Annotated in this window: 26 protein-coding genes; 21 read left to right on the plus strand and 5 right to left on the minus strand. The window is 48.3% G+C overall.

Annotation, left to right across the window (positions count from 1 at the left end; all coding sequences use genetic code 11):
- Positions 1–18 precede the first annotated feature (18 nt).
- Both PUN32_RS08265 and trpS read left to right on the plus strand, forming a co-directional pair.
- Positions 19–699: a phosphoglycolate phosphatase gene (locus PUN32_RS08265; protein ID WP_274722630.1), complete on the plus strand. Its 681-nt coding sequence runs from the start codon at positions 19–21 to the stop codon at positions 697–699.
- Between the two features lie 143 nt (positions 700–842).
- The gene (gene trpS, locus PUN32_RS08270; protein WP_274722631.1) at positions 843–1,859 is read left to right on the plus strand and encodes a tryptophan--tRNA ligase; all 1,017 of its coding nucleotides are present in this window, start codon (positions 843–845) and stop codon (positions 1,857–1,859) included.
- Positions 1,860–2,011: 152 nt separating this feature from the next.
- Here the strand turns inward: trpS and rimO are convergent, their stop codons facing one another.
- On the minus strand, positions 2,012–3,424 hold the full coding sequence (gene rimO / locus PUN32_RS08275; RefSeq protein WP_274722632.1) for a 30S ribosomal protein S12 methylthiotransferase RimO: 1,413 nt from the start codon (positions 3,422–3,424) through the stop codon (positions 2,012–2,014).
- 251 nt (positions 3,425–3,675) lie between these two features.
- Here rimO and PUN32_RS08280 point away from each other — a divergent pair, with 251 nt between their 5' ends.
- Both PUN32_RS08280 and PUN32_RS08285 read left to right on the plus strand, forming a co-directional pair.
- Positions 3,676–4,269: an aminodeoxychorismate/anthranilate synthase component II gene (locus PUN32_RS08280; protein WP_274722634.1), complete on the plus strand. Its 594-nt coding sequence runs from the start codon at positions 3,676–3,678 to the stop codon at positions 4,267–4,269.
- A gap of 221 nt (positions 4,270–4,490) precedes the next feature.
- Positions 4,491–5,705 carry an aspartate aminotransferase family protein gene (locus PUN32_RS08285; RefSeq protein ID WP_274722635.1) on the plus strand — a complete coding sequence of 405 codons (1,215 nt, stop codon included), beginning with the start codon at positions 4,491–4,493 and terminating at the stop codon, positions 5,703–5,705.
- Positions 5,706–5,788: 83 nt separating this feature from the next.
- On the opposite strand, the gene crp is transcribed toward PUN32_RS08285, so the two are convergent.
- The 4 genes from crp to PUN32_RS08305 all read right to left on the minus strand — a co-directional run bounded on the left by crp (position 5,789) and on the right by PUN32_RS08305 (position 9,892).
- A complete protein-coding gene (gene crp / locus PUN32_RS08290; protein WP_000242749.1) occupies positions 5,789–6,421 on the minus strand; it encodes a cAMP-activated global transcriptional regulator CRP in 633 nt (210 codons plus the stop codon).
- 242 nt (positions 6,422–6,663) lie between these two features.
- Positions 6,664–7,533: a phosphoribulokinase gene (locus tag PUN32_RS08295; RefSeq protein ID WP_274722652.1), complete on the minus strand. Its 870-nt coding sequence runs from the start codon at positions 7,531–7,533 to the stop codon at positions 6,664–6,666.
- A 94-nt stretch (positions 7,534–7,627) separates the two neighbouring features.
- Positions 7,628–7,837 (minus strand): YheU family protein, encoded by a 210-nt coding sequence (locus tag PUN32_RS08300; protein ID WP_274722653.1) that lies wholly within the window; start codon positions 7,835–7,837, stop codon positions 7,628–7,630.
- 138 nt (positions 7,838–7,975) lie between these two features.
- A complete protein-coding gene (locus PUN32_RS08305) occupies positions 7,976–9,892 on the minus strand; it encodes an ABC transporter ATP-binding protein (RefSeq protein ID WP_274722654.1) in 1,917 nt (638 codons plus the stop codon).
- A 236-nt stretch (positions 9,893–10,128) separates the two neighbouring features.
- Here PUN32_RS08305 and slyD point away from each other — a divergent pair, with 236 nt between their 5' ends.
- The 17 genes from slyD (at position 10,129) to rpsQ (ending at position 23,119) form a co-directional block, all read left to right on the plus strand.
- Positions 10,129–10,731, plus strand: coding sequence for a peptidylprolyl isomerase (slyD, locus tag PUN32_RS08310; protein ID WP_166014250.1), 603 nt, complete (start codon positions 10,129–10,131; stop codon positions 10,729–10,731).
- Between the two features lie 175 nt (positions 10,732–10,906).
- Entirely contained in the window at positions 10,907–11,869 is a 963-nt protein-coding gene (locus tag PUN32_RS08315; RefSeq protein ID WP_274722655.1) for an isoaspartyl peptidase/L-asparaginase family protein, read from the plus strand.
- A 127-nt stretch (positions 11,870–11,996) separates the two neighbouring features.
- Positions 11,997–13,295, plus strand: coding sequence for an adenylosuccinate synthase (locus PUN32_RS08320; RefSeq protein ID WP_166014252.1), 1,299 nt, complete (start codon positions 11,997–11,999; stop codon positions 13,293–13,295).
- Positions 13,296–13,503: 208 nt separating this feature from the next.
- Positions 13,504–14,139 (plus strand): flagellar protein MotX, encoded by a 636-nt coding sequence (gene motX, locus PUN32_RS08325; RefSeq protein WP_274722656.1) that lies wholly within the window; start codon positions 13,504–13,506, stop codon positions 14,137–14,139.
- A 400-nt stretch (positions 14,140–14,539) separates the two neighbouring features.
- Entirely contained in the window at positions 14,540–17,005 is a 2,466-nt protein-coding gene (gene rnr, locus PUN32_RS08330; RefSeq protein ID WP_274722657.1) for a ribonuclease R, read from the plus strand.
- A 7-nt stretch (positions 17,006–17,012) separates the two neighbouring features.
- Positions 17,013–17,756 carry a 23S rRNA (guanosine(2251)-2'-O)-methyltransferase RlmB gene (gene rlmB / locus PUN32_RS08335; RefSeq protein ID WP_274722658.1) on the plus strand — a complete coding sequence of 248 codons (744 nt, stop codon included), beginning with the start codon at positions 17,013–17,015 and terminating at the stop codon, positions 17,754–17,756.
- A 418-nt stretch (positions 17,757–18,174) separates the two neighbouring features.
- A complete protein-coding gene (rpsJ, locus tag PUN32_RS08340) occupies positions 18,175–18,486 on the plus strand; it encodes a 30S ribosomal protein S10 (protein WP_001181007.1) in 312 nt (103 codons plus the stop codon).
- A 14-nt stretch (positions 18,487–18,500) separates the two neighbouring features.
- Entirely contained in the window at positions 18,501–19,130 is a 630-nt protein-coding gene (gene rplC, locus PUN32_RS08345) for a 50S ribosomal protein L3 (protein ID WP_166014256.1), read from the plus strand.
- A gap of 16 nt (positions 19,131–19,146) precedes the next feature.
- Positions 19,147–19,749: a 50S ribosomal protein L4 gene (gene rplD, locus PUN32_RS08350; RefSeq protein WP_166014257.1), complete on the plus strand. Its 603-nt coding sequence runs from the start codon at positions 19,147–19,149 to the stop codon at positions 19,747–19,749.
- The gene (gene rplW / locus PUN32_RS08355; protein WP_166014258.1) at positions 19,746–20,048 is read left to right on the plus strand and encodes a 50S ribosomal protein L23; all 303 of its coding nucleotides are present in this window, start codon (positions 19,746–19,748) and stop codon (positions 20,046–20,048) included. The genes rplD and rplW overlap by 4 nt, the downstream gene beginning before the upstream one ends.
- Before the next feature lie 16 nt (positions 20,049–20,064).
- The gene (gene rplB, locus PUN32_RS08360; RefSeq protein WP_166014259.1) at positions 20,065–20,889 is read left to right on the plus strand and encodes a 50S ribosomal protein L2; all 825 of its coding nucleotides are present in this window, start codon (positions 20,065–20,067) and stop codon (positions 20,887–20,889) included.
- Between the two features lie 20 nt (positions 20,890–20,909).
- Positions 20,910–21,188 carry a 30S ribosomal protein S19 gene (gene rpsS / locus PUN32_RS08365; protein ID WP_001138114.1) on the plus strand — a complete coding sequence of 93 codons (279 nt, stop codon included), beginning with the start codon at positions 20,910–20,912 and terminating at the stop codon, positions 21,186–21,188.
- A gap of 10 nt (positions 21,189–21,198) precedes the next feature.
- Positions 21,199–21,531 carry a 50S ribosomal protein L22 gene (rplV, locus tag PUN32_RS08370; RefSeq protein ID WP_166015013.1) on the plus strand — a complete coding sequence of 111 codons (333 nt, stop codon included), beginning with the start codon at positions 21,199–21,201 and terminating at the stop codon, positions 21,529–21,531.
- A gap of 19 nt (positions 21,532–21,550) precedes the next feature.
- The gene (rpsC, locus tag PUN32_RS08375; protein ID WP_000529940.1) at positions 21,551–22,252 is read left to right on the plus strand and encodes a 30S ribosomal protein S3; all 702 of its coding nucleotides are present in this window, start codon (positions 21,551–21,553) and stop codon (positions 22,250–22,252) included.
- An 11-nt stretch (positions 22,253–22,263) separates the two neighbouring features.
- Positions 22,264–22,674, plus strand: coding sequence for a 50S ribosomal protein L16 (gene rplP / locus PUN32_RS08380; protein ID WP_000941216.1), 411 nt, complete (start codon positions 22,264–22,266; stop codon positions 22,672–22,674).
- Complete coding sequence (rpmC, locus tag PUN32_RS08385; protein ID WP_020329480.1) at positions 22,674–22,865, plus strand: 50S ribosomal protein L29; 192 nt, start codon at positions 22,674–22,676, stop codon at positions 22,863–22,865. Before rplP ends, rpmC begins: the two co-directional genes overlap by 1 nt.
- Positions 22,865–23,119, plus strand: coding sequence for a 30S ribosomal protein S17 (rpsQ, locus tag PUN32_RS08390; RefSeq protein ID WP_001280802.1), 255 nt, complete (start codon positions 22,865–22,867; stop codon positions 23,117–23,119). Before rpmC ends, rpsQ begins: the two co-directional genes overlap by 1 nt.
- Positions 23,120–23,275 lie beyond the last annotated feature (156 nt).

A 23,275-nucleotide genomic window follows, 5' to 3' on the forward strand; every position in this document is an offset into this window, starting at 1 on the left:
TTGAGTTAGGACCCTGTTTTGAAATCGATAAAATTAATTGCTTTTGATTTGGATGGTACGCTGCTCGACAGCGTGCCGGATTTAGCGCTTGCGGTGGATCAAACTGCACGCCTACTTGGTTATCCCACGGTCAGTGAAGCACAAGTGCGTGATTATGTCGGCAATGGTGCCGATGTATTGATTGCACGGGCGCTTAGCCAAAGTTTAACCATCAATTCCGATTTAAGCCCAGCCCTGCTAGGGCAAGCACGCGAAAAGTTTGATGAATTTTACGCGCAAACTGGCCATCAATTAAGTCATCTGTATGCCAACGTCACAGCGACCTTGGCAGCATTGCATAATGCTGGGTTTATTTTGGCGTTGGTGACCAATAAACCATCGCGCTTTGTGCCGGAAGTGCTTGTGCAGCATAAGATTGACCACTTTTTTAGTGATGTGATTGGTGGCGATACATTCCCAGATAAGAAGCCGGATCCGATGGCGCTAAATTGGTTGCTGGATAAGCATCAACTGAGTGCGGATCAGATGTTGATGGTTGGGGACTCGAAAAATGACATTCTGGCTGCCAAAAATGCCGGCTGTTACTCGTTTGGTTTAACCTATGGCTACAACCACGGCGAGCCGATTGCTAATGCGCAGCCTGATTTTGTGGCCGATGATATTGGCACGCTACTTGAGGTGGTGCAGATTTCGGCATAAAACCTATTATTCGCACTAGAAAAATACTCGTTAATAAGTACACTGCTAAAACCGCACTCCATCTCAGTGCGGTTTTGTCACTTTGGTTGGTGTCATTTTAAGTATTGTGTAATTTTAATTTCAGCTGCAAGGAAATCAAACCCATGAGCAAACCCATTGTATTGAGTGGTGTTCAACCATCTGGTGAACTAAGTATCGGTAACTATTTGGGTGCTCTGCGTCAATGGCAACAGATGCAAGATGATTATGATTGCCAATATTGTGTGGTTGATCTGCATGCGATTACCGTACGCCAAGATCCACAAGCGCTGTATGAAGCAACACTTGATGCACTGGCCATCTGCTTGGCAGTCGGGGTTGATCCACAAAAGAGCACGCTGTTTGTTCAATCTCATGTGCCGGAGCATGCGCAACTGAGTTGGGTGTTAAACTGTTATACCCAGATGGGTGAACTGAACCGCATGACTCAATTTAAAGATAAATCAGCACGTTATGCCAATGATGTGAATGTTGGTTTGTTTGGTTATCCGGTGTTGATGGCGGCGGACATTCTGCTGTATGGCGCGCACCAAGTGCCAGTCGGCAGTGATCAGAAGCAGCATTTAGAACTGGCGCGAGATATCGCGACCCGTTTCAATAATATTTATGCCCCTGAGCAGCCGATTTTTACTATCCCAGAGCCTTATATCCCAACCGTGAATGCGCGCGTGATGAGCCTGCAAGATGCGACTAAGAAAATGTCGAAATCGGATGATAATCGCAAAAATGTCATCACCTTGCTGGAAGATCCTAAATCGATCATCAAGAAGATCAACAAAGCGCAAACCGATGCCGAAACTCCACCGCGGATCGCCTACGATGTAGAGAATAAAGCCGGAATTGCTAACTTGATGGGGCTATATTCTGCTGCTACCGGGCAAACTTTTGCGCAAATTGAAGCGCAATACGCTGGGGTGGAGATGTATGGCCCATTTAAGAAAGACGTTGGTGAAGCGCTGGTGGCGATGCTGGAGCCGATTCAGGCGCAATACCAGCGGATTCGCAGTGATCGTGCCTATCTTAACAGCGTGATGCGTGATGGTGCAGAGAAAGCCTCAGCCAAGGCGCAGCAAACGCTACAACAAGTCTATGCGGCAGTCGGATTTGTGGCACGCCCATAAACGTTAATCATGGGCTGAGTGCGCCATGGTCAAATCATTTTGCTTGCGTGATTGAGCTATATCCACTGCGGTATTGCTTGGATCGGTGGAAAAATAAAGGCTAGCTTGCGCTAGCCTTATTTATTATGGGTATTATGGGTTCTGTACTCGATTTACTGTGCGTCGCGCTGTACGCTGCCCCACAGATCATATTCATCGGCGTGTTCGATCAGCACATTGACTTGCTCACCCGGTTTTAGCTTGGTTTCCCCATTGAGATAGACTAAGCCATCAATTTCAGGAGCATCGGCGTAGGTACGGCCAATCGCGCCTTCTTCATCGACTTCATCAATCAGCACTTGCATGGTGCTGCCAATCCGCTTTTGCAGTTTGGCGGCGCTGATCGCTTGTTGCACCAGCATAAAGCGCTCGAATCGATCTTGTTTCACTTCTTCCGGGATCTGATCTGCAATCTCATTGGCCGTAGCCCCTTCGACGGGGGAATACTTAAAGCAGCCAACGCGATCGAGTTGGGCTTGTTGCAGCCAATCCAGCAGGATCTGGAAATCTTCTTCCGTTTCGCCTGGGAAGCCGACGATAAAGGTCGAGCGGATCACCAGCTCTGGGCAGATCTCACGCCATCTTTTAATTTGTTCTAAGGTGCGTTCCGCTTGTCCTGGGCGCTTCATCATTTTCAGCACTCGTGGACTGGCGTGTTGGAACGGAATATCTAGGTAAGGCAGTACCTTGCCTTGCGCCATCAAATGGATCAACTCATCGACATGCGGGTAAGGGTAGACATAGTGCAAACGTACCCAAATGCCCATTTTGCCGAGCTCTTCACTCAGTGCTTTGATATTGTGGCGCACTGGTGAACCGTTGGCAAAACCGAGGCTGTGCTTGGTATCCACCCCGTAAGCGCTGGTATCTTGGCTGATCACCAGTAGCTCTTTTACCCCAGCGTTTTTCAGGCGTTCCGCTTCGCTAAGAATATCGCCCACTGGACGGCTGACTAAGTCACCGCGCATCGAGGGAATAATGCAGAAAGTACAGCGGTGATTACATCCTTCGGAAATTTTTAGGTAAGCGTAATGCTTGGGGGTCAGTTTTACCCCGTGATCCGGCACTAAGCTAGTAAATGGATTATGGGCTGGTTTGGGTGCAAATTGGTGTACATGTTCCAATACGTTTTGATAAGCGTGTGGACCGGTGATGCCTAATACATTGGGATGCACTTGGCGAATTTCATCTTCGCGCGCGCCAAGGCAGCCGGTGACAATCACTTTGCCATTTTCTTTGAGCGCTTCACCAATCGTATCCAGCGATTCTTGTACCGCACTATCGATAAAGCCACAGGTGTTGACAATCACTACGTCGGCATCGTGATAACTATTGACGATGTCATACCCCTCGGTACGCAGTTGGGTCAAAATACGTTCTGAATCGACCAAGTTTTTCGGGCAACCTAACGAAACAAAACCAATTTTATTGCCTGTGGTTTGGCCGCTTTGGCTCTGTTGTGCGAGGGTTTTTTTCGCCGTTTCCAAGGTTGTCGTTTGGTTGGGCGTAAAAGTCTGAACTGTCATTGCTCTGTGTGCTACCTGATAATTATCGGATCACCGCTCAGATCACCAAGGTGTGGTGGCAATCGGTACGGGTATAAAAGTCGGCGAATTATAACTGAGCCGAGGAAATTGGGTAGAGCTGAGCGTGCCAAATTGCGCAAAAAAGCACCCACCAAGTGCGGCTTAAGTCGGCATGTTTGGCTTAAACCTTGCCTTTCAAAGCCAGTGTTGCACAATAGCGCGCACGATTTTCATCGCTCAAGGAGGTATGCATGCTGCTGATGATCGATAACTACGATTCGTTTACCTACAACCTGTATCAATACTTCTGTGAGTTAGGGGCCAAGGTTAAGGTGGTGCGCAATGATCAGATTGATCTCGATGGTATTGAGGCTTTAGCGCCGAGCCATTTGGTGATCTCTCCCGGGCCTTGTACCCCAAATGAGGCGGGCATTTCGCTGGCGGCGATTGAGCATTTTGCTGGCCAGCTACCGATCTTAGGTGTCTGTTTGGGGCACCAAGCGATGGCGCAAGCGTTTGGTGGTCAAGTGGTGCGCGCACGTCAGGTGATGCACGGTAAAACCTCGCTGATCCGCCATAGCGGACAAGGCTTATTTGCTGGACTGAATAATCCACTGACCGTGACTCGCTATCACTCATTGGTGGTGAAAAATGAGACGCTACCGGAGTGCTTTGAGCTAACCGCATGGACAGAGCTCAGTGATGGTCGTGTTGATGAAATCATGGGCTTTCAACATAAAAGCCTAGCACTAGAAGCAGTGCAGTTTCATCCTGAGTCGATTAAAACCGAGCAGGGTCACCAGTTGTTGGCCAATTTCTTACGGCGCGATACCCTTCCTACTTGAGGCTGCAGTGGTGTTGGCTACGTTCCTTCACCCCAATCACATAGTTTACCTATGCTCATGGGGACTCACTCACTTGCCGCCTACCTGCAACTCCAAGTTGTTTGGGTATAGTGCTTCGTTTTCTGAGCTATTTTTAATTTTTCATAAAAAAAAGCTTCATAAAAAAACGTTTTTATTGCATAAGTAATCATTAGTGGCGCAGTGTTGCAAGGGAGTGGTTAATGATGATGGAAGCGAGTGTCGATCGGAGTTGGTTTGATGAGGTAATGGTACCTTGCTATAACCCGATGGAGTTTATCCCAGTCAAAGGTCGTGGCGCACGAGTTTGGGATCAAAGCGGAGCGGAGTATATCGATTTCGCTGGTGGGATTGCGGTGAGTTGCTTGGGGCATTGCCACCCAGTGATGGTTGAAGCCTTAACCCATCAAGCCAATCAGCTATGGCATTTGAGTAATATCATGACCAATGAGCCAGCGCTGCGTTTAGCCAAAAAACTCACTCAAGTCAGTTTTGCTGAAAAGGTCTTTTTTGCCAACTCGGGTGCGGAAGCTAACGAAGCGGCTCTGAAACTGGCACGTCGTTATGCGGCGGATGTGTATGGCGCTGAAAAATCGGAAATCATTGCTTTTAATCAAGGGTTTCATGGCCGCACTTTGTTTACCGTTTCGGTCGGTGGTCAAGCGGCCTATTCGGATGGTTTTGGGCCTAAACCGGGCGATATTGTGCATCTGCCTTATAATGATCTGGCGGCGTTACAAGCACAAATTTCTGATCGCACTTGCGCGGTGATAATGGAACCGCTGCAGGGCGAAGGCGGGATTATTGCGCCCAGCGGCGAATTTGTGCAAGCGGTACGCGAATTGTGTGACAAACACCATGCGCTACTGATTTTTGATGAAGTGCAAACTGGCAATGGTCGTACCGGTGATTTTTATGCCTACCAAGGGTTAGGGATCACGCCGGATATTCTTAGTACCGCCAAGTCGCTCGGGGGTGGTTTCCCGATTGGTGCGATTTTGACCACCGCGAAACTTGCGCAACATATGCAGGTTGGCGTGCATGGTTCGACTTACGGTGGCAATCCATTAGCGTGCGCGGTGGCGGAAGCGGTGGTCGATTTTGTGTCTCAGCCGGATATTTTGGCTGGGGTTCGGCAGCGTGAGCTGTGGATGCGTGCGGAGTTGGCAAAAATTAATCAAAAATATCACCTGTTCCAAGAAGTGCGCGGCAAAGGCTTATTGCTGGGGGCGGTGTTGAATGAACAGTGGCAGGGCCGTGCACGGGATATTTTGCAGGCTGCCGGTCAGCAAGGGTTGCTGGTCTTGGTGGCGGGAGCGAGTGTGGTGCGTTTTACTCCGTCATTGATCATTAGCCAGCAAGAGATTGCCGAGGGGATGGCGCGCTTAGATAGCGCTATCGCTACGCTGGTTGGTTAGCCATTCGCTGATACACTAAACTAAAAAAGAGCCACCCAATGCAACGGGTGGCTCTTTTTATCGATCTGGTGATCACGCAACAGTTAGCGAGTACCGTACACCACGATAGTTTTACCGTGAGCAGAGATCAGATTTTGCTCTTCCAGCATCTTGAGGATGCGGCCAACGGTTTCACGTGAACAGCCAACAATTTGACCAATCTCTTGACGGGTGATTTTGATCTGCATGCCATCAGGGTGGGTCATAGCATCAGGTTGACGTGCTAGGTTGAGCAGAGTTTGGGCAATCCGACCGGTGACGTCTAAGAACGCCAAGTCACCCACTTTTTGGCTAGTGACTTGCAGACGGCGAGCCATTTGACCTGAAAGGCGCATCAAAATATCAGGGTTAACCTGAATCAATTGACGGAATTTCTTAAATGAGATTTCAGCCACTTCACAAGGTGTTTTAGCACGAACCCAAGCGGTACGCTCTTGGCCTTCTTCAAAGAGGCCCAGTTCACCGATGAAATCACCTTGGTTTAGGTAAGAGAGGATCATCTCTTTACCTTCTTCATCTTTAATCAGTACCGCGACTGAACCTTTAACGATGTAATACAGCGTTTCCGCTTTCTCACCCGCGTGGATCAGTGTGCTTTTTGATGGGTACTTATGAATGTGACAATGTGAAAGAAACCACTCTAGTGTTGGATCGGTTTGAGGTTTACCTAGAACCATAATTATCTCACTTCCTCTGCAGGGTACGCTTGCCGCTATCCATATTTTAGCGAAGCCTCAATTGGGTTTACTAGAATAAAAGGTGTTACCTAGTGCTGCAAGCTCTCTTATGTTTCGATTGAGAATAGTAGCGTCTTTCCAAAATGATTTCTTGATTTTAATCGTGTCGCTGGCCTGATTTGCTACGCAAAAATGTGCACATGATCACGGTATGAAAAGTAAGCATTCATAACGGGTCGGAGCTAACCAATTTTTCCGGTTTCAATCAGTTGTTGGAGCAGTGGGCGTACAATTAAATCCATCGCAAAACTCATCTTGCCGCCGGGGACAACGATGGTGTTATGGCGTGACATAAATGAGCCATCAATCATCGCCAATAGGTATGGAAAATCGACGTTTTTAATGCCACGGAAGCGGATCACTACAAAGCTCTCATCCAAGGTTGGAATGCCTTTTGCGTTGAGCGGGTTGGAGGTATCGACGGTCGGTACCCGTTGAAAGTTAATATGGGTGCGTGAAAATTGTGGGGTGATGAAGTTGAGGTAGTCATCCATTGAACGGACGATCGAATCCATCACCGCTTCACGCGAATGACCACGATCGCGGGTATCACGCACGTATTTCTGGATCCACTCAAGGTTAACAATCGGCACCATACCAATCAGAAAATCAACGTGCTGTGCAACATCGACTGCGCCATCAACCACGCCACCGTGTAATCCTTCATAAAACAGCACATCTGAGTTTTCTGGCAGCGCTTGCCAAGGGGTAAAGGTGCCTGGGATTTGATGATATGGCACGGCTTCGTCAAACGAATGCAAGTAGCGGCGCACTTGGCCGGTGCCGCTTTTGCCATATTGACAAAAGAACTCTTCTAGCGCTGAGAAGTCGTTGGCTTGCGGACCAAAATAGCTGATATGACGACCTTGTTCGCGGGCTTTGCGGATTTCACTATCCATTTCCGGGCGGGTGAAGCGATGAAAGCTGTCTCCCTCAACCCATGCTGGTTTAATGTTCATTATATTGAACATTTTACGAAACGCTTCTGAGGTGGTGGTAGTGCCGGCACCGGAAGAGCCGGTCACCGCAATGATGGGGTGTTTAGCTGACATGACAAACCTTGTCCTTAAGTCCTTGAATTGGGTGCCCACTTGGCTCCCGTTGCTCAATGACTATAGCACGGTCAAGGTTGTCGTCACTGCTGAGTTAAAATGGTTGGCATTTAATATCGACGCTTTCATGCAATTCGGAATAGACGATTGCCGCTTGCCCAGTTTGTAATTGAACGCGTACTTGCGCTATTTTTTCCTCCAGTGACACTTCTATATCGCCATAATCCGTGCCTTCACGCAGCACAAATTCTCGGATCAAATTGTCGAGTGTCGTTGGCGCAATTTGTTGCCAGGGGATGATCATCAATACCTCTTGATTTGCTAACAGATTTATCAGCTTTTACCGAATAGGTTGCCGAGTGTCTGTGCTATCTCGCTGTCCATCAAGTGGTCCAGCGAGATAACCAGCGTCGGGGTTAGGCGGTTTGTGCGCTAGCGTGCTTTAAGCGTTAAATTGCTGTTCCATCTCTTCTAAGATTTCCTGTTCGCTCATCCAGGCTAGTTCGACTTGCTCTAGCTCGGATTTGGCGGCCGCTTGTTTGGCCAGCACCTCAGTCAGGGTGGCTTTATTTTCGGCTTGGTACAGGGCGCTATCCGCTAACTGGTTTTCCATTTCGCCGACTTGTTGGTTCAGTTGGTCGAGTTTATTTTCCAACTGGGTCAGTTTTTTGCGAATTGGCGCGGTGAGCTTACGAAAATCGGCTTCACGGCGCTTTTGCTCTTTTTTGGCCGCTGCGCTGTTGGTGCTGTTGGTGTTACTGCTAGTTTGGGTTTCTTTGCGTTCGGCTTTTTGCTGATCGGTCAGCCATTTGTAGTAGTCATTCAAGTCACCATCAAATGGCGCAACTTGGTGATCATGCACTAAATAGAGATCATCGGTGGTGGCGCGCAGTAAGTAACGATCGTGGCTGACGATCACCATTGCGCCTTCATAGCTTTGCAACGCTAAAGTCAGCGCCTGACGCATATCCAAATCCAGATGGTTGGTCGGTTCGTCGAGCAGCAGTAGGTTGGGTTTTTGCCATACAATCAGCGCCAGCACTAAACGGGCTTTTTCACCGCCAGAGAAAGGCGCAACTTTTTCGAGGGCTTTTTCACCATGAAACCCAAAGCTGCCTAAGTAGTTACGCAATTCCAGCTCGTTTTTATCAGGGGCGATTTGCATCATGTGCTGCAGTGGCGTCTCTTCCGGATGCAGGGTTTCTAACTGATGCTGGGCAAAGTAGCCAATTTTTACCCCTTGCGAGTAGCTGCAGTCACCGGATTGTGGTTTCAGATCCCCAGAGAGCAGTTTGATCAAGGTTGATTTACCGGCTCCGTTACGGCCAAGCAAACCGATGCGGCTGCCGGGCACCAAATTTAAACGGATTTTTTCCAGAATTAAGTTATCGCCGTAGCCCGCCGCCACTTGATCCATCATCAGGATCGGGTTGGGTAGCGCGGCTGGCTCACGAAATTCAAAACTGAACGGGTTATCAAATTGGGCTGGCAGCACGGTTTCCATCCGCTCTAACGCTTTGAGTCGGCTTTGTGCTTGGCGAGCTTTCGACGCTTTATAGCGGAAGCGATCAATATAGCTTTGCATGTGCGCCATCTGTTTTTGCTGCTTTTGATAGGCCGCTTGTTGCTGGAGCATTTTTTGCGCGCGTTGGTGCTCAAAGGATGAGTAGTTACCGGTGTATTCGTTTAAGGTCTGATTCTCAATATGCACAATCCGATTGATGATCGGGTCGAGGAAGTCTCGGTCATGGGAAATCAGGATCAGCGTACCAGGATAGCTTTGTAACCAACGCTCGAGCCACATTACTGCATCCAAATCTAAGTGGTTGGTCGGCTCATCGAGCAGCAGTAAATCTGAGCGGCAAATCAGTGCTTGTGCCAAGTTTAAACGCATTCGCCAACCACCGGAAAATTGGGTCAGATTCCAGCTCATCTGTGGTTGTGAAAAGCCCAAGCCGTCCAGCAGCTCTGAGGCGCGAGCACGAATACTATAACCACCGACCATCTCGATTTTGCCGTGCAGCTCCGCCACTCTCGTGCCGTTATCGGCCATTTCCGCCTCAGCTAATTGACGTTCTAGCTCGCGATATTCGCGATCGCCATCAATCACATACTCCAGTGCGGTGCGATCTAGGGCTGGGGTTTCTTGCGCTACCCAAGCTAATTCCCAGTAGGCGGGCTGGCTGAACGATCCCGCATCAATTGAGAGTTCATCTTTCAGCAATGCAAACAGGGTTGATTTACCACAGCCGTTTTTACCGACTAAACCGACTTTATCGCCGGGATGAATGGTGGCTGAAGCGTGCTCAAGGAGGGGTTTACCGCCGCGCAGTAGCTGAATATCAGAAAAGGTAATCATAAAAAATCGTTTATCGCCGGTTGAATTTGCGCTCGGAATAGTAGGTGGAATAAGGATAAAAGTCGATCATTATACCGATTCGGGTATGATTGCGCCGAGTCAGCATGCCGATCCGTCGATGATGGGAATTTTTAAGCCGGAGTAATTGAGTTTCTGCGTGTGATCTTCATAATATCGACAACTTTCTTCTTTTGGCGGGTATTTGGCCGTCGAGAGACAACCTCCCTGGAGCAGTTATGAAAATTGAAAAAAACACGGTAGCAAGTCTTGCTTACCAATTGACTATCGAAGATGGCGTGGTAGTGGATCAGTCTACGGTTGAAGCACCACTGGATTACCTGCACGGTCACAATAACCTGATTTCAGGTCTTGAGCGTGAGCTAGAAGGCAAAGTGGCGGGCGATAAGTTTACCGTAACGATTGCACCGGAAGATGCGTATGGCGAACACAATGCTGACTTAGTGCAACGTGTTCCTGCGGATGTGTTCCAAGGTGTTGATGAGTTGGAAGTGGGTATGCGTTTCTTGGCCGATACCGATCAAGGCCCGATTCCAGTTGAAATCACCGAAGTTGATGGTGATGAAGTGGTGGTTGATGGTAACCACATGCTGGCTGGTCAATCACTGACTTTCAGTGTTGAAGTTGTCGCGGTACGCGCAGCTACTGAAGAAGAGATGGCACACGGTCATATTCACCAAGAAGGTGGCTGCTGTGGTGGTCATGATCATGACCACGATCATGAAGGCGGTTGCTGTGGTGGCGAAGGCCACGATCACGACCATCACGGTCATGGTAAAAAAGAAGGCTGCTGTGGCGGCGGTAGCTGCGGTTCACACTAAGTGTTAAACAGCCGACTAGCTGATAACAGATTAGTCTAGTCAGGTCTATTGGCAAAGCGCTCACCGCGATCCGGTTAGCGCTTTTTTTGTGGCTGACTTTTTGCTTTTTATCGATAGACTACGCCTTAAGCCCCATACCACCATGATGCGTGGTATACCGTTGGAGAAACTGGTTATGATTCATCCTATTGCGATCGCCATTCATGGTGGTGTTGGCAGCGTGTTATCTGCACAAATCGATGCCCCGTTACGTGCTGAAATTCTCACTACATTAGAGCAAGCTGTGCGTAGCGGACATCAATTGTTAGTGCAAGGCGCTGATGCGTTAGATGCAGTGGTGGCGGCCGTGACGGTATTGGAAGACTCACCACTGTTTAATGCCGCCAAGGGGGCGGCATTGACTGATAATGAGATGGTTGAGATGGATGCCTCAGTGATGCATGGTGCCGAGCGTGCGGTGGGAATGATTGCTAGGGTGCGTCATATTAAAAATCCGATTCAGCTTGCGCGTGATGTGCTGCGTGATAGCCCGCAGGCATTTTTGAGCGGTGAAGGGGCTGAGCAGTTTGCTTTTCAACAAGGGCACCAATATACCGAGCAGGATTATTTCTTCACTGAGCGATGTTATGAGCAACTCCAGAGTCTCAAGCCACAAACGGATTTAGCGCTTTGCGATGCGACTGAACCATTCTCGCCAAGTCAACATCTCATGGCGCAACAATTTGGCTCGGTCGGTGCGGTTGCGCTCGATCAATGGGGGAATTTAGCTGCGGCATCCAGTACTGGCGGCGTTGCTAATCAACCGGTTGGGCGAGTAGGGAGTGCAGTGATGATGGGGGCGGGTACGCTTGCTGAAAATGGTAATGTGGCAATTTCATGTACCGGGACGGATCAATATTTGCTGCGCTATTCGGTGGCCAGTGATATTGCTGCCCGCATGCGTTATCTGCAACAAGATGTGCAGACCGCATGTCAAAGTGTGCTGCAAGGCGAGCTAAAAAGCCTTACTAGCGAAGTGGGTTTAATTGCAATCAATGCCAGTGGCGACGTTCACTTTGCGACGAGCGGTGCTGTAATGTATTGCGCCAGTATTGATCGACATGGGCAATTGAGTGTCAACATTTACGCTGACCAATAATTGCGCGCTAATAACTGAATGGATTTTCAAGACTGTTTTATATGAATTTTTGATGCTTAAAAAATGACTGCAACGATTCACATTCGGTGCTAGAATCCTTTTTTAACTAGCAATCAGACTTGGAAAGATGGGTAATAACGTAGTCGTTCTTGGCACCCAATGGGGTGACGAAGGTAAAGGTAAAATCGTAGACCTTTTAACTGAAGATGCAAAATACGTGGTTCGCTACCAAGGCGGACATAACGCAGGTCACACACTAGTAATCGACGGTGAAAAAACCGTTCTTCACTTGATTCCATCCGGTATTCTTCGCAACAACGTGAAATGCATTATCGGTAACGGTGTGGTTCTGTCACCAGATGCGCTGCTCAAAGAGATGTCTGGTCTCGAAGCGCGTGGTGTACCTGTTCGTGAGCGTCTTTTCATTTCTGAAGCTTGCCCCCTGATCCTGCCATACCACATTGCGCTTGACCAAGCGCGCGAAGTTGCTCGTGGTAAGAAAGCGATTGGTACTACGGGTCGTGGTATCGGTCCGGCGTACGAAGACAAAGTGGCTCGTCGTGGTCTGCGTGTTGGTGACCTATTCGATATGGCTTCTTTTGCTGACAAACTGCAAGAAGTAATGGCATATCATAACTTCCAACTGGAGCATTTCTACAAAGTAGAACCGGTCAGTTACCAAGCGGTACTGGAGCAAGTGCAAGGTTATGCAGAATTGTTGATGTCGATGGTGATTGACGTGACTGACGAACTGGATGCAGCGCGTAAGCGTGGCGATAAGATCATGTTCGAAGGCGCACAAGGCACCCTGCTGGATATCGACCACGGTACTTACCCATATGTCACCTCTTCCAATACCACTGCTGGTGGTGTAGCCGCTGGTTCTGGTTTTGGCCCTCGTCACTTGGGTTATATTTTAGGTATTGCCAAAGCATACTGTACTCGTGTTGGTGCGGGTCCATTCCCAACGGAATTGTTTGACGAAGTGGGCGACCACCTAGGCACTAAAGGCCATGAATTTGGTGCAACCACGGGCCGTAAGCGTCGTTGTGGTTGGTTTGATGCCGTGGCGATGCGCCGTGCAATTCAAATTAACTCAGTAACAGGTTTCTGTCTGACTAAACTTGACGTTCTTGATGGTCTGAAAGAAATCAAGATCTGTACTGGTTATCAAATGCCAGATGGTTCAATTGCGCAAGTTTCACCAATGGCTGCAGATGCATTCGAAGGTGTAACGCCAATTTTTGAAACTATGCCTGGTTGGTCTGAAACGACCTTCGGTGCAAAAACTTTGGCTGAATTGCCACAGACTGCACTGGATTACATCAAGCGCATTGAAGAGCTGACCGGTGTTCCTGTTGACATCATCTCTACTGGTCCAGACCGCAACGAAACTATCATCAAAGTTCACCCATTTAGCGTGTGATCTTGAGAGAAAAAAATCGCAGCCGACTCATTGAGTCGGCTTTTTTTTGCCATACTGTCAGCGGTATGCTGTGCATCGGTGGCAAAAAGTTGCCGCAAAACGGTAAATGGTGCTAAAGCGATCGCATAAAATGCCGATATAGAAAGCAAACCGAGTCCGCGTGCAATGCTGCGCGTAACGATTACCGGTGTTATGTAAGAGTGCGGATATGAAGCTACGAACGCTAGCCGCTTCCTTATTGCTTGCATGGTACTCCTGCTACAATCCTGCTTATGCTGAGGATTTAGGAGAACCAGTGCCTATCTATTCGGAAGCTGAGCTAATCAAACTGATTGAACAAAATAAGCATCTTGAGCGTGTAAAAGCGGATCATTGCCAGATTGTGGAAGATATTGTTGCGCGTGCGACGCGTATCAGTCTGCCTGCTTATGAATTTCTGTATGGCGATATGCTAGCGTGGGGAGTATGTGTCGAGCAGGATGTCGAGCTTGGCCTGTATTATATGGAAAATGCAGCCCATCAAGGGCTACCCGCGGCACTTGAGCAGCTCGGACGTTATTACTCGCGTGGTACGTTAGTCCAGCAAGATAAACAGCGCGCAATTCCTTATCTACGCGAAGCGGCGGCAATGGGTAATCTAAATGCACGTATTCAACTGGCCGAGCTGTTATTGCGTGATTACGGCAGCCCGCGAGATTACGAAGATGCGTATCGTTGGCTGTATAACTCGGTAACTGCGGATCAGCGTACTCACCACCGGATCGCGCTACTACGCCAAGGTTTAGAGCGGCGTATGCCGGAAAATATCATCGCGCGCGCTAAGCGCAGAGAAACATTTTGGTGATATCCCCTTGCTACTTGAAGCGGCAGCGGTGTTGGCTAGGTTGGCTCACTTCAATCACATAGCTTGCCTATGCTCATGGGGATTCACTCACTTGCCGCCTACCTGCAACTCCAAGCTGTTTGGGTGTAATGCATATCACGGATTGGTCAGTCAGCAATATCGTTGATTTAGCCGATTAAGCTCTCGCTGTCGTCAAGCGGCATTCACCTATTTTACTATCCATCAGCCTCACTTGGCTGATTGGCTCGAACCAGATCATAAATCTTGCTGATTCATCATTTAAATTTGATATAGATCACATTAAATAGCATGATGAGTCAGTTCTGTGCGTTGTCGTTAGTTGTTCATTGTGACAAAGCATTAGGATATAACCTATACCCCTCGATAAGCAGGTCTGCCTATGTCTGACACCACACACCTTGATCCATTTGCGGATCGAGAAGCCGACAACTATGACAATCCAATTCCAAGTCGTGAGTTCATTCTGGAATTTTTAACCCAAGCTAATGTTCCGATGAATCGCAACGATCTGTTCGAAGCGCTAAAACTGGCCGGCGAAGAACAGTACGAAGGGTTGCGCCGTCGCTTGCGAGCCATGGAACGTGATGGTCAACTGGTATTTACTCGTCGTCAATGTTACGCCTTGCCTGAAAAATTAGAGATGGTGAAAGGTTACGTCATTGGCCACAAAGATGGGCATGGCTGGGTACGCCCAGAAGGAAGCCTTAATAAAGAGGGTGATATTTTACTCCCACATCACCAGATGCGTTCGCTGATCCATGGTGATTTTGTGTTGGTGCAGCCAAGTGGTACCGATAAGCGAGGCCGTAAAGAGGGGCGCTTGGTGCGCATTTTGGAACCGCGTAATGACCAAATTGTTGGGCGTTTCTTTTTTGAACACGGTTACTCCTATGTGGTGCCGGATGACTCGCGGATCCATCATGATATTTTGATCCCTGACGAATTACGTGTCGGTGCGCGGATGGGTAACGTAGTGGTGATTGAGATCACTGATCGCGGTACTCGCAATCGCGGCATGATGGGTAAAGTGGTCGAAGTGCTCGGTGAAAATATGGCGCCGGGGATGGAAATTCAGATTGCGATCCGTACCCACCAAATTCCCCATGAGTGGCCAGCCGAAGTTGAACAGCAAGTCGCAGGGCTGGCAGAAGAGGTACCGGAGCAAGCTAAACAAGGCCGCGTTGATCTGCGCGCTTTACCGCTGGTCACCATTGATGGTGAAGATGCGCGAGACTTCGATGATGCGGTCTATTGTGAAGCGAAAAAAGGTGGCGGCTGGCGCCTATGGGTGGCGATTGCCGATGTAAGTTATTACGTGCGCCCAGATAGCGCACTGGATAAAGAGGCGATTAATCGCGGTAACTCAGTCTACTTCCCATCACAAGTGGTTCCTATGCTACCGGAAGTGTTGTCCAATGGTCTTTGTTCGCTCAACCCACAAGTCGATCGCTTGTGTATGGTGTGTGAAATGACCATCTCCGAGACAGGTAAACTGTCTGGTTACAAGCACTATGAAGCGGTGATGAATTCGCACGCGCGTTTGACTTACACTAAAGTGCACCAAATCCTCGAAGGCGATGAAGAGCTGCGTGAGCGCTATCAAGAACTAGTGCCTCATCTGCAAGAGTTGCACAAAATGTATCAAGTACTCAAAGGCGCACGTGATGAGCGCGGTGCGATTGAGTTTGAAACGGTGGAAACCAAATTCATCTTTAATCCACAGCGTAAAATTGACAGCATCGAACCTGTGGTGCGTAACGATGCCCATAAGCTGATTGAAGAGTGCATGATCTTAGCTAATATCGCATCAGCTTCGTTGGTGGAGAAAGCCAAAGAGGCAGCGCTGTATCGTATCCATGAGCCGCCAGGTGAAGAGCGTTTAACTGGATTCAGAAGTTTCTTAGGTGAATTAGGCCTTGATCTAGCCGGGGGATTAGAGCCCGCGCCGACCGATTACGCGAATTTGATGAAGCAAATCGGCGAGCGACCAGATAAAGAACTGATCCAAACCATGCTACTGCGTTCGATGAAGCAAGCGGTATATAACGGTGCTAATGCTGGTCACTTTGGTTTGGCTTTAAAACGTTACGCACACTTTACCTCACCGATTCGTCGTTACCCAGACTTACTGCTGCATCGTGCAATCAAGTATTTGATCGCCAAACAAGAAGGACGTAATCAAGATCGTTGGACCCCAACCGGCGGCTATCATTATTCATTTGATGATATGCATTTTTATGGTGAGCAGTGTTCGATGACTGAGCGGCGTGCTGATGATGCGACTCGTGAAGTCGCTGATTGGCTCAAATGTGAATATATGCAAGACCATGTGGGTGAAGAGCTCGATGGTGTCGTTGCCAACGTGACCAGTTTTGGTTTCTTTGTACGCTTGAGCGATCTGCATATTGACGGCTTAGTACATATTTCGACGTTAGCTAACGATTACTACCACTATGATCCGATCGGTCAACGTTTAGTTGGGGAAAGTTTTGGTGCTATTTATCGGCTCGGTGATGCCGTGAAAGTGAAAGTATTGGCCGTCAACCTTGATGATCGTCAAATAGACTTTGAATTGGTCGAAACAAGTCGTAAGCTACGCGGCCAAGGTAAAACCGCCAAAAAGCGTGCCGAAGAGGCAAGGGCCAAAGCTCAGGGTAAAAAGCAAGCCGCGAGCAAAGGCGGTCGGGCTAAAGCGCCAGTAAAATCAGCGGCACAACCTAAGATAGAAGCAACACGCCATCCAGATGGCCCCGCGGCTACCAAAGCAAAAAAAACCAAAGCGCCGAAAAAACGTAAAAACCAAGCGGGTAAGAAAACCAGCAAGGCACGAGAAAAAACCAAATAGGTAGAACATGAGTAACGAATTGATTTACGGCATCCATGCGGTGAATGCAGTATTACAACGCGATCCAATGCGCTTTGTCGAAGTGTATGTACTAAAAGGCCGTCAGGATGATCGCTTGCTACCAGTGCTCAATGAATTGACGCGTCTTGGGATCTCGATTCAAGAGATGAGTCGTAAGGCACTGGATGACAAAGCGGAAGGTGCCAATCACCAAGGCTTGATTGCCCGGGTGAAAGCCATGCGGCAACTCAATGAAAATGATCTGGATGATATCCTCGCCCAACATCAACAGCCATTACTGTTAGTGCTTGATGGCGTGACCGATCCACATAACCTTGGGGCTTGCTTGCGGAATGCTGATGCGGCAGGTGTCGCCGCAGTGATTGTGCCCAAGGATAAATCCGCGCCACTGACCGCGACGGTCAGCAAGGTCGCTTGTGGTGCCGCAGAAACCGTACCATTGGTTCGAGTGACTAACTTGGCACGTACCATGCGCGCTCTGCAGGAAAAAGGGGTGTGGTTTGTTGGTACGGCGGGGGAAGCCACTCATGATATCTACCAAAGTAAATTGAGTGGGCCACTAGCCATCGTGATGGGAGCCGAAGGGGATGGCATGCGCCGTCTCACTCGTGAGACGTGCGATGATCTGATCAAAATCCCGATGGCGGGTAGTGTTTCAAGCCTCAATGTCTCGGTGGCGTGTGGTGTCTGCCTGTTTGAAGCTGTGCGTCAACGCATGGCCAATCAATAAGTTTCCAAACCAATACAATATCACGGGTATGCAAGTGCCCGTGAATGATTGGCCTATTTTCCTTTTCTCCGCCGTTTTTCTTTGTCTTCAACCTGCCACAATTTAATTCCGATTATTTTTCAAACATCCCTTGCAACTCAAACTGTGATCGGTATAATTCCCCGCACTGGTTTAGCCAGTTGTGAACCAATGAGCAGCGAGGAGCTAGCCTGTCGTATTGATAGGTACGGTAATGTATACTCAGCTTATGTTCGCAGTTAATTCGATTAGCTTATTTATTTAAGCCATTCACATTAGCTGACAATGTGCCCAATTGTGGCACTACGGTTTCACATAAATCAATCGGCATTCTCTCGTCCTGACGAGTTTGAGTGGCGATATTGTTTGTGTAATTTTTTTATAATTGGAGCTCTGTCTCATGCAGAACCAACGTATCCGTATCCGCCTAAAAGCTTTCGATTACAAACTGATCGATGCTTCTACTGCGGAAATCGTAGAAACAGCTAAACGTACCGGCGCACAGGTTCGTGGTCCAATCCCACTGCCTACTCGTAAAGAGCGTTTCACTGTTCTGATCTCTCCACACGTAAACAAAGATGCACGTGACCAGTACGAAATTCGTACTCACAAGCGTCTGATCGACATCGTAGAACCAACTGACAAGACTGTAGATGCTCTGATGCGTCTTGATCTTGCTGCTGGTGTTGATGTTCAAATCAGCCTAGGTTAAGGGAGATTAGAAGAATGATTGGTCTAGTCGGACGTAAAGTGGGCATGACCCGCGTATTTACTGAAGAAGGCGTTTCTATCCCTGTAACAGTTGTTGAGGTTGAAGCGAACCGTATCACTCAAGTGAAAACACTTGAAACTGATGGTTACGCAGCTATCCAAGTAACTGCGGGTGCTAAGAAAGCTAACCGTGTTACTAAGCCAGAAGCTGGTCACTTCGCGAAAGCGGGTGTAGAAGCTGGTCGCGGTCTTTGGGAATTCCGTTTAGAAAACGGCGAAGAGTTTGCAGTAGGTTCTGAACTGACTGTTGAACTGTTCAACGAAATTAAAAAAGTAGACGTTACCGGTACATCAAAAGGTAAAGGTTTCCAAGGTGCTGTTAAGCGCTGGAATTTCCGTACCCAAGATATGACTCACGGTAACTCATTGTCTCACCGTGCTCCTGGTTCTATCGGTCAATGTCAGACTCCAGGTCGCGTGTTTAAAGGCAAGAAAATGGCAGGTCACATGGGTGCTGAGCGTGTAACGACTCAAAACCTAGAGATCGTACGTGTTGACGCTGAGCGCAATCTGCTCCTGATTAAAGGTGCAGTCCCAGGTGCAACCGGCGCTAACGTGATCGTCAAACCAGCTGTTAAAGCGTAACGTCTAGGAGTAAGTAATGGAATTGATGGTTAAAGGTGCTAACGCACTAACTGTTTCCGAAACTACTTTCGGACGTGAGTTCAATGAAGCTCTTGTACACCAAGTAGTTGTTGCTTATGCAGCAGGTGCTCGTCAAGGTACTCGTGCTCAAAAGACACGTTCAGAAGTTTCTGGCGGTGGCGCTAAGCCATGGCGTCAAAAAGGTACTGGCCGTGCACGTGCTGGTACAATCCGTAGCCCAATCTGGCGTACAGGTGGTGTTACTTTTGCTGCGAAACCACAAGATCACAGCCAAAAAGTAAACAAAAAAATGTACCGTGGTGCTATGAAGAGCATTCTGTCTGAGCTAGTTCGTCAAGAGCGTTTAATCGTTGTTGAAGAGTTCTCAGTTGAAGCTCCAAAGACCAAAGCTCTAGTAGCTAAGCTAAAAGAACTTGAGCTGAACGATGTTCTCATCGTTACTGGCGAAGTAGACGAAAATCTGTTCTTAGCTGCTCGTAACCTGTACAAAGTTGACGTGCGTGATGTAACGGGCATTGACCCAGTTAGCCTGATCGCATTTGACAAGGTTCTAATGACTGCTGCTGCAGTTAAGCAAGTTGAGGAGATGCTGGCATGATCCGTGAAGAGCGTCTACTAAAAGTTCTACGTGCACCGCACATCTCTGAAAAAGCAACCATGTCTGCAGAGAAAGCGAACACTATCGTTTTCAAAGTAGCAAAAGATGCCACTAAGAAAGAGATCAAAGCAGCTGTAGAAAAGCTATTTGAAGTTGAAGTTAAGTCTGTAAATACCCTGATCCTTAAGGGTAAGACCAAGCGTCAAGGTGTACGCCAAGGCCGTCGTTCTGACGTGAAAAAAGCGTACGTGACTTTGAATGAAGGTCAAGATCTTGACTTCGTTGGCGGCGCGGAATAACAGGAGTAGTTGAAAAATGGCTATTGTTAAATGTAAGCCGACTTCGGCTGGTCGTCGTCACGTTGTTAAAGTTGTTAACGCTGACCTGCACAAGGGTAAGCCATACGCACCTCTTCTAGAGAAAAACTCTAAGAACGGTGGTCGTAACAACAACGGTCGTATCACAGTACGTCACATCGGTGGTGGTCACAAGCAACACTATCGTTTGGTTGACTTCAAACGTACTAAAGACGGTATCCCAGCGAAAGTTGAGCGTCTAGAATACGATCCAAACCGTAGCGCAAACATCGCTCTAGTTCTGTACGCAGACGGTGAGCGTCGTTACATCATCGCACCAAAAGGTTTGAAAGCGGGCGACGTTATCCAATCTGGCCCTGATGCGCCGATTAAAGCGGGTAACGCAATGCCAATGCGCAACATCCCTGTTGGTTCAACTATCCATAACGTTGAATTAACTCCTGGGAAAGGTGCACAGCTGGCTCGTTCTGCAGGTGCGTACGCGCAACTGGTAGCTCGTGACGGTTCATATGTAACTATCCGTCTACGTTCTGGCGAAATGCGTAAAGTGTTGTCTGAAGGTCGTGCAACGATCGGTGAAGTAGGCAACTCTGAGCACATGCTGCGTGAACTGGGTAAAGCTGGTGCTGCGCGCTGGCGTGGTATTCGTCCAACCGTTCGCGGTGTGGTAATGAACCCGGTTGACCACCCACACGGTGGTGGTGAAGGTCGTACTTCTGGTGGTCGTCACCCTGTATCTCCTTGGGGCGTACCAACTAAAGGCTACAAGACACGTAGTAACAAACGCACTGACAAGTACATCGTACGTCGTCGTAATAAGTAATCTATTTAAGAGGATAAGCCATGCCACGTTCTCTCAAGAAAGGTCCATTTATTGACCTACACTTGCTGAAGAAGGTAGAGAAAGCGGTGGAAAGCGGAGACAAAAAGCCTATTAAGACTTGGTCCCGTCGTTCAATGATCATTCCAACAATGATCGGTTTGACCATCGCTGTCCATAATGGTCGTCAACACGTTCCAGTTTTCGTAACTGACGAAATGATCGGTCACAAATTGGGCGAATTTGCACCTACTCGTACTTACCGCGGTCATGCTGCGGATAAGAAAGCTAAGAAGAAATAAGGGGTAAATGATGGAAGCTATCGCTAAACATAACTTTGCTCGTATTTCTCCTCAGAAAGCTCGCTTAGTTGCAGACCAAATCCGCGGTAAATCTGTGGATCAAGCACTAGAACTTCTGACTTTCAGCAACAAAAAAGCGGCTGAACTGATTAAGAAAGTTCTGGTATCTGCAATCGCGAACGCAGAGCACAACGAAGGTGCAGACATCGACGATCTACGTGTCGCTAAAATCTTCGTAGATGAGGGCCCAGTCATGAAGCGTATTATGCCTCGTGCTAAAGGCCGTGCGGATCGTATCTTGAAGCGTTCAAGCCACATTACTGTGGTTGTCGCAGATCGCTAAGAGACTAGGAGAGTAAGCAATGGGTCAGAAAGTACATCCAAATGGTATTCGTCTAGGCATCGTTAAGCCTTGGAATGCTACATGGTTTGCTAACACCAAAGATTTCGCTGACAACCTAGACGGCGACTTCAAGGTACGTCAATACCTGTCTAAGGAATTGGCAAACGCGTCTCTGTCACGCATCGTTATCGAACGTCCAGCGAAGAGCATCCGTGTGACTATTCACACTGCTCGTCCAGGTGTTGTTATCGGTAAAAAAGGCGAAGACGTTGAAAAACTGCGTGCAGCAGTAGCAAAAATTGCTGGCGTACCAGCGCAAATCAATATCGCTGAAGTACGTAAGCCAGAGCTGGATGGTCAGCTTGTGGCTGATAGCATCGCGTCTCAACTAGAGCGTCGCGTAATGTTCCGTCGTGCGATGAAGCGCGCGGTACAAAACGCAATGCGTCTAGGCGCTAAAGGTATCAAAGTGGAAGTAAGTGGCCGTTTAGGCGGCGCTGAAATTGCTCGTTCAGAGTGGTATCGTGAAGGTCGCGTACCTCTACACACTCTACGTGCTGACATTGATTACGCAACTTCTTCGGCTCACACCACCTACGGTGTAATCGGCGTGAAAGTCTGGATCTTCAAAGGTGAAATCCTAGGCGGAATGCCAGCAGCAACTGAAGCTGCAGAGCCAAAGGCTGACAAGCCTAAGAAGCAGCGTAAAGGCCGTAAGTAAGGAGTCGACAGATGCTACAACCTAAACGTACTAAGTTCCGTAAGGTTCAGACTGGTCGTAACCGTGGTCTAGCGAAAGGCACTGAAGTCAGCTTCGGTAGCTTTGGTCTTAAAGCTATTGGCCGTGGTCGTCTGACTGCTCGTCAAATCGAAGCGGCACGTCGTGCTATGACGCGTCATATCAAGCGTCAAGGTAAAATCTGGATCCGTGTGTTCCCAGACAAACCAATCACAGAAAAACCACTAGAAGTTCGTCAAGGTAAGGGTAAAGGTAACGTTGAGTACTGGGTAGCCCAAATCCAACCTGGTAAGGTTATGTACGAAGTTGATGGTGTACCTGAAGAATTGGCGCGTGAAGCGTTCCGCCTAGCGGCTCGTAAACTGCCATTCAAGACTACATTTGTAACTAAGCAGGTGATGTGATGAAAGCACAAGATCTACGCGAAAAGAGCGTTGAAGAGCTGAACGCTGAGCTACTGAATTTGCTGAAAGAGCAGTTCAACTTGCGTATGCAAGCTGCGACTGGTCAGCTGCAGCAAACTCATACTCTGAAAGCTGTACGCCGTGATATCGCACGTGTGAAAACTGTTTTGACTGAGAAGGCAGGCGCATAATGAGCGACAAAATTCGTACTCAACTAGGTCGTGTTGTTAGCGACAAGATGGACAAGTCTATCGTTGTTGCTATCGAGCGCATGGTGAAGCACCCGATCTACGGTAAATTCGTTAAGCGCACGACTAAAGTACACGCACATGACGAAAACAACGAGTGTGGCATTGGCGACACCGTTGAAATTCGTGAATGTCGTCCACTGTCTAAGACTAAGTCTTGGACTTTGGTGAAAATTGTAGAAAAAGCGAAGATTTAATCTCTCCTTTTCTCGCAATTCAGGCGGCTCCAATTATTTTTGGGGCCGCTTGTTTTTTGACTACCCAATCAAAAAAAAGGGTGGTACAATTCGCGTCCCTTTAAAGAGGCAGCCCGACCCGAGATGGGTCTAGTTTTTTTAATATTTAGCGGAGCA

The organism is Vibrio chanodichtyis (assembly GCF_028863985.1).
GTDB lineage: Bacteria > Pseudomonadota > Gammaproteobacteria > Enterobacterales > Vibrionaceae > Vibrio > Vibrio chanodichtyis.

What these genes read in the sequence shown, in the direction of transcription:
- trpS (WP_274722631.1), top strand. Translation starts at nt 843, where the DNA reads ATGAGCAAACCCATTGTATTGAGTGGTGTTCAACCATCTGGTGAACTA.
- rimO (WP_274722632.1), bottom strand. Translation starts at nt 3,424, where the DNA reads ATGACAGTTCAGACTTTTACGCCCAACCAAACGACAACCTTGGAAACG.
- PUN32_RS08280 (WP_274722634.1), top strand. Translation starts at nt 3,676, where the DNA reads ATGCTGCTGATGATCGATAACTACGATTCGTTTACCTACAACCTGTAT.
- PUN32_RS08285 (WP_274722635.1), top strand. Translation starts at nt 4,491, where the DNA reads ATGATGATGGAAGCGAGTGTCGATCGGAGTTGGTTTGATGAGGTAATG.
- crp (WP_000242749.1), bottom strand. Translation starts at nt 6,421, where the DNA reads ATGGTTCTAGGTAAACCTCAAACCGATCCAACACTAGAGTGGTTTCTT.
- PUN32_RS08295 (WP_274722652.1), bottom strand. Translation starts at nt 7,533, where the DNA reads ATGTCAGCTAAACACCCCATCATTGCGGTGACCGGCTCTTCCGGTGCC.
- PUN32_RS08300 (WP_274722653.1), bottom strand. Translation starts at nt 7,837, where the DNA reads ATGATCATCCCCTGGCAACAAATTGCGCCAACGACACTCGACAATTTG.
- PUN32_RS08305 (WP_274722654.1), bottom strand. Translation starts at nt 9,892, where the DNA reads ATGATTACCTTTTCTGATATTCAGCTACTGCGCGGCGGTAAACCCCTC.
- slyD (WP_166014250.1), top strand. Translation starts at nt 10,129, where the DNA reads ATGAAAATTGAAAAAAACACGGTAGCAAGTCTTGCTTACCAATTGACT.
- PUN32_RS08315 (WP_274722655.1), top strand. Translation starts at nt 10,907, where the DNA reads ATGATTCATCCTATTGCGATCGCCATTCATGGTGGTGTTGGCAGCGTG.
- PUN32_RS08320 (WP_166014252.1), top strand. Translation starts at nt 11,997, where the DNA reads ATGGGTAATAACGTAGTCGTTCTTGGCACCCAATGGGGTGACGAAGGT.
- motX (WP_274722656.1), top strand. Translation starts at nt 13,504, where the DNA reads ATGAAGCTACGAACGCTAGCCGCTTCCTTATTGCTTGCATGGTACTCC.
- rnr (WP_274722657.1), top strand. Translation starts at nt 14,540, where the DNA reads ATGTCTGACACCACACACCTTGATCCATTTGCGGATCGAGAAGCCGAC.
- rlmB (WP_274722658.1), top strand. Translation starts at nt 17,013, where the DNA reads ATGAGTAACGAATTGATTTACGGCATCCATGCGGTGAATGCAGTATTA.
- rpsJ (WP_001181007.1), top strand. Translation starts at nt 18,175, where the DNA reads ATGCAGAACCAACGTATCCGTATCCGCCTAAAAGCTTTCGATTACAAA.
- rplC (WP_166014256.1), top strand. Translation starts at nt 18,501, where the DNA reads ATGATTGGTCTAGTCGGACGTAAAGTGGGCATGACCCGCGTATTTACT.
- rplD (WP_166014257.1), top strand. Translation starts at nt 19,147, where the DNA reads ATGGAATTGATGGTTAAAGGTGCTAACGCACTAACTGTTTCCGAAACT.
- rplW (WP_166014258.1), top strand. Translation starts at nt 19,746, where the DNA reads ATGATCCGTGAAGAGCGTCTACTAAAAGTTCTACGTGCACCGCACATC.
- rplB (WP_166014259.1), top strand. Translation starts at nt 20,065, where the DNA reads ATGGCTATTGTTAAATGTAAGCCGACTTCGGCTGGTCGTCGTCACGTT.
- rpsS (WP_001138114.1), top strand. Translation starts at nt 20,910, where the DNA reads ATGCCACGTTCTCTCAAGAAAGGTCCATTTATTGACCTACACTTGCTG.
- rplV (WP_166015013.1), top strand. Translation starts at nt 21,199, where the DNA reads ATGGAAGCTATCGCTAAACATAACTTTGCTCGTATTTCTCCTCAGAAA.
- rpsC (WP_000529940.1), top strand. Translation starts at nt 21,551, where the DNA reads ATGGGTCAGAAAGTACATCCAAATGGTATTCGTCTAGGCATCGTTAAG.
- rplP (WP_000941216.1), top strand. Translation starts at nt 22,264, where the DNA reads ATGCTACAACCTAAACGTACTAAGTTCCGTAAGGTTCAGACTGGTCGT.
- rpmC (WP_020329480.1), top strand. Translation starts at nt 22,674, where the DNA reads ATGAAAGCACAAGATCTACGCGAAAAGAGCGTTGAAGAGCTGAACGCT.
- rpsQ (WP_001280802.1), top strand. Translation starts at nt 22,865, where the DNA reads ATGAGCGACAAAATTCGTACTCAACTAGGTCGTGTTGTTAGCGACAAG.